This is a genomic window from Billgrantia sp. Q4P2 (assembly GCF_052806135.1).
On record NZ_JBRBAI010000026.1, the window covers coordinates 1 to 5,214 of the forward strand.

Sequence of the window (5,214 nt, forward strand, 5' to 3'; positions counted from 1 at the left end):
CATAGGAATCTGCCCGGTAGTGGGGGATAACCTGGGGAAACCCAGGCTAATACCGCATACGTCCTACGGGAGAAAGCAGGGGACCTTCGGGCCTTGCGCTATCGGATGAGCCTATGTCGGATTAGCTGGTTGGTGAGGTAATGGCTCACCAAGGCGACGATCCGTAGCTGGTCTGAGAGGATGATCAGCCACATCGGGACTGAGACACGGCCCGAACTCCTACGGGAGGCAGCAGTGGGGAATATTGGACAATGGGCGCAAGCCTGATCCAGCCATGCCGCGTGTGTGAAGAAGGCCCTCGGGTTGTAAAGCACTTTCAGTGGGGAAGAAAGCCTTCCGGCCAATACCCGGGAGGAAGGACATCACCCACAGAAGAAGCACCGGCTAACTCCGTGCCAGCAGCCGCGGTAATACGGAGGGTGCGAGCGTTAATCGGAATTACTGGGCGTAAAGCGCGCGTAGGTGGCTTGATAAGCCGGTTGTGAAAGCCCCGGGCTCAACCTGGGAACGGCATCCGGAACTGTCAGGCTAGAGTGCAGGAGAGGAAGGTAGAATTCCCGGTGTAGCGGTGAAATGCGTAGAGATCGGGAGGAATACCAGTGGCGAAGGCGGCCTTCTGGACTGACACTGACACTGAGGTGCGAAAGCGTGGGTAGCAAACAGGATTAGATACCCTGGTAGTCCACGCCGTAAACGATGTCGACTAGCCGTTGGGTCCTTCGCGGACTTTGTGGCGCAGTTAACGCGATAAGTCGACCGCCTGGGGAGTACGGCCGCAAGGTTAAAACTCAAATGAATTGACGGGGGCCCGCACAAGCGGTGGAGCATGTGGTTTAATTCGATGCAACGCGAAGAACCTTACCTACCCTTGACATCCTGCGAACCCTTCGGAGACGAAGGGGTGCCTTCGGGAACGCAGAGACAGGTGCTGCATGGCTGTCGTCAGCTCGTGTTGTGAAATGTTGGGTTAAGTCCCGTAACGAGCGCAACCCTTGTCCCTATTTGCCAGCGATTCGGTCGGGAACTCTAGGGAGACTGCCGGTGACAAACCGGAGGAAGGTGGGGACGACGTCAAGTCATCATGGCCCTTACGGGTAGGGCTACACACGTGCTACAATGGTCGGTACAAAGGGTTGCGAACTTGCGAAAGTAAGCTAATCCCAGAAAGCCGATCTCAGTCCGGATCGGAGTCTGCAACTCGACTCCGTGAAGTCGGAATCGCTAGTAATCGTGAATCAGAATGTCACGGTGAATACGTTCCCGGGCCTTGTACACACCGCCCGTCACACCATGGGAGTGGACTGCACCAGAAGTGGTTAGCCTAACCTTCGGGAGGGCGATCACCACGGTGTGGTTCATGACTGGGGTGAAGTCGTAACAAGGTAGCCGTAGGGGAACCTGCGGCTGGATCACCTCCTTAAACGACGTATCACGCCTCGCGGCAAGTGCTCACAATGAATTACCTGATCGGCCAGAGCAAAGACTGTTTGGGTCGCCGACCCAGTGGTTGTTAGCCGGGTCTGTAGCTCAGTTGGTTAGAGCGCACCCCTGATAAGGGTGAGGTCGGCAGTTCAAATCTGCCCAGACCCACCAAATTTGCGTGATACGTCGTTGAAAGACTCCTCGTATAGCAGGCTATACGTCGTCGTCTTTCGCCTAGTCTCACACAAATTACATTTCGCGTGGTTTTGCCACAAAGAGATGTCGAAAGGGGCCATAGCTCAGCTGGGAGAGCGCCTGCCTTGCACGCAGGAGGTCAGCGGTTCGATCCCGCTTGGCTCCACCAAACTTCCTGATGCATCACCCACAGTCTACCTGATCGGATCTGCAGTCATAAGCCATCATCGCACCGTGCGATGTCGGGTTTATGACTGTCGATTGACAGTCTGCTCTTTAACAATGTGAATCATGCTGACAGTTCTTTCCGCAAGGAAAGAACAAAGTGATACGTCTCAAGCGTATCCGGCAATTGTCGTACGTAATCGTAGATCAGACCCTTTCGGGTTATATGGTCAAGCGATTAAGCGCATACGGTGGATGCCTTGGCAGCCAGAGGCGATGAAGGACGTTGTAGCCTGCGATAAGGCTCGGTGAGGTGGCAAACAACCTGTGACCCGGGCATTTCCGAATGGGGAAACCCACCCAGCACAAGCTGGGTATCCCACACTGAATCCATAGGTGTTGGGAGGCGAACCGGGGGAACTGAAACATCTAAGTACCCCGAGGAAAAGAAATCAACCGAGATTCCCCCAGTAGCGGCGAGCGAACGGGGACTAGCCCTTAAGCATGTGACTGGTTAGGCGAACGAGCTGGGAAGCTCGACCATAGCGGGTGATAGTCCCGTAGCCGAAAACCTGAGCATGTGAAATCGAGTAGGTCGGGGCACGTGAAACCTTGACTGAACATGGGGGGACCATCCTCCAAGGCTAAATACTCCTGGCTGACCGATAGTGAACCAGTACCGTGAGGGAAAGGCGAAAAGAACCCCGGCGAGGGGAGTGAAATAGATCCTGAAACCGTATGCGTACAAGCAGTGGGAGCAGACTCGTTCTGTGACCGCGTACCTTTTGTATAATGGGTCAGCGACTTATTTTCAGTGGCGAGCTTAACCGAATAGGGGAGGCGTAGGGAAACCGAGTCTTAACTGGGCGACCAGTCGCTGGGAATAGACCCGAAACCGGGCGATCTATCCATGAGCAGGTTGAAGGTTGAGTAACATCAACTGGAGGACCGAACCAGGATCTGTTGAAAAAGATTTGGATGACTTGTGGATCGGAGTGAAAGGCTAATCAAGCCCGGAGATAGCTGGTTCTCCTCGAAAGCTATTTAGGTAGCGCCTCACGTATCACCACCGGGGGTAGAGCACTGTTTCGGCTAGGGGGTCATCCCGACTTACCAACCCGAGGCAAACTCCGAATACCGGTGAGTGCCAGCGTGGGAGACACACGGCGGGTGCTAACGTCCGTCGTGAAAAGGGAAACAACCCAGACCGTCAGCTAAGGTCCCGAAATCCTGGTTAAGTGGGAAACGATGTGGGAAGGCTCAGACAGCTAGGAGGTTGGCTTAGAAGCAGCCATCCTTTAAAGAAAGCGTAATAGCTCACTAGTCGAGTCGGCCTGCGCGGAAGATGTAACGGGGCTAAACCAGGTACCGAAGCTACGGGTGAGCATGCATCACTTGATGCTATTCGATTGGCGTCGCGAGGCGACGTCCAAGCCATCCCGAACGTTGAGTCGGATGGAGAGAGTGGTATCAAGGATGCAGGCTCGCGGTAGAGGAGCGTCGTGTAAGCCGATGAAGGTGGATTGAGAAGTCTGCTGGAGGTATCACGAGTGCGAATGCTGACATGAGTAACGACAAGGGGAGTGAAAAACTCCCCCGCCGGAAGACCAAGGGTTTCTGTTCGACGCTAATCGGAGCAGAGTGAGTCGGCCCCTAAGGCGAGGCCGAAAGGCGTAGTCGATGGGAAACGGGTCAATATTCCCGTACCTCACTGTATTGCGATGGGGGGACGAAGAAGGCTAGGTGGGCCAGGCGTTGGTTGTCCTGGTGAAAGCCCGTAGGCTGGGGGTTCAGGCAAATCCGGATCCCCAAGGCCGAGAGGCGAGACGAAGGCACTACGGTGCCGAAGTCATCGATGCCACGCTTCCAGGAAAAGCCTCTAAGCTTCAGATACAGTGGGACCGTACCCCAAACCGACACAGGTGGTCAGGTAGAGAATACCAAGGCGCTTGAGAGAACTCGGGTGAAGGAACTAGGCAAAATGGTGCCGTAACTTCGGGAGAAGGCACGCCGGCGTAGGGTGAAGGCACTTGCTGCTGGAGCTCGAACCGGTCGAAGATACCAGGTGGCTGCAACTGTTTATTAAAAACACAGCACTCTGCAAACGCGCAAGCGGACGTATAGGGTGTGACGCCTGCCCGGTGCCGGAAGGTTAAGTGATGGTGTTAGCCCTCGGGCGAAGCTCTTGATCGAAGCCCCGGTAAACGGCGGCCGTAACTATAACGGTCCTAAGGTAGCGAAATTCCTTGTCGGGTAAGTTCCGACCTGCACGAATGGCGTAATGATGGCCACGCTGTCTCCACCCGAGACTCAGTGAAATTGAAATCGCAGTGAAGATGCTGTGTACCCGCGGCTAGACGGAAAGACCCCGTGAACCTTTACTATAGCTTCACACTGGACGCTGATGTTGCTTGTGTAGGATAGCTGGGAGGCTAGGAACCCCGGACGCCAGTTCGGGCGGAGCCAACCTTGAAATACCAGCCTGGCATCATTGGCGTTCTAACTCAGGTCCGTGATCCGGATCGAGGACAGTGTGTGGTGGGTAGTTTGACTGGGGCGGTCTCCTCCCAAAGAGTAACGGAGGAGCACGAAGGTACCCTCAGCACGGTCGGAAATCGTGCATTGAGTGCAAGAGCATAAGGGTGCTTGACTGCGAGACAGACACGTCGAGCAGGTACGAAAGTAGGTTCTAGTGATCCGGTGGTTCTGTATGGAAGGGCCATCGCTCAACGGATAAAAGGTACTCCGGGGATAACAGGCTGATACCGCCCAAGAGTTCACATCGACGGCGGTGTTTGGCACCTCGATGTCGGCTCATCACATCCTGGGGCTGAAGTCGGTCCCAAGGGTATGGCTGTTCGCCATTTAAAGTGGTACGCGAGCTGGGTTTAGAACGTCGTGAGACAGTTCGGTCCCTATCTGCCGTGGGCGTTGGATGTTTGAGAAGAGCTGCTCCTAGTACGAGAGGACCGGAGTGGACGCACCTCTGGTGTTCCGGTTGTCACGCCAGTGGCATTGCCGGGTAGCTACGTGCGGACGGGATAACCGCTGAAGGCATCTAAGCGGGAAGCCCCCTTCAAGATGAGACATCCCCGAGGCCTCGAGCCTCCTGAAGGGCCCAGCGAGACCAGCTGGTTGATAGGCCGGGTGTGGAAGCGCTGCAAGGCGTTGAGCTAACCGGTACTAATGGCCCGTGAGGCTTGACCATATAACCCCAAGGGGTCTGCGCATTGCGCACACGATTGACGGATACGCCGCCTGAGCCAAGAAGGCCAGGCAGAGACGATCACGCCAGCATGATTCCAACCGTTTTCGCCTGACGACCATAGCGAGTGGGAACCACCTGATCCCATGCCGAACTCAGCAGTGAAACCGCTCAGCGCCGATGGTAGTGTGGGGCCTCCCCATGCGAGAGTAGGTCATCGTCAGGCA

General features: G+C 55.6%; 2 tRNA genes and 3 rRNA genes. All 5 read left to right on the plus strand.

The features are described 5' to 3' along the window. Positions 1–1,420, plus strand: a 16S ribosomal RNA gene (locus ACUY1T_RS21855); the annotation flags it as partial. Between the two features lie 96 nt (positions 1,421–1,516). Continuing rightward, positions 1,517–1,593, plus strand: a tRNA-Ile gene (locus ACUY1T_RS21860). 117 nt (positions 1,594–1,710) lie between these two features. Beyond that, a tRNA-Ala gene (locus tag ACUY1T_RS21865) sits at positions 1,711–1,786 on the plus strand. Positions 1,787–2,010: 224 nt separating this feature from the next. Then, positions 2,011–4,990: ribosomal RNA gene (locus tag ACUY1T_RS21870) — 23S ribosomal RNA — on the plus strand. Positions 4,991–5,097: 107 nt separating this feature from the next. Further along, positions 5,098–5,213 (plus strand): 5S ribosomal RNA (gene rrf, locus ACUY1T_RS21875). Position 5,214 lies beyond the last annotated feature (1 nt).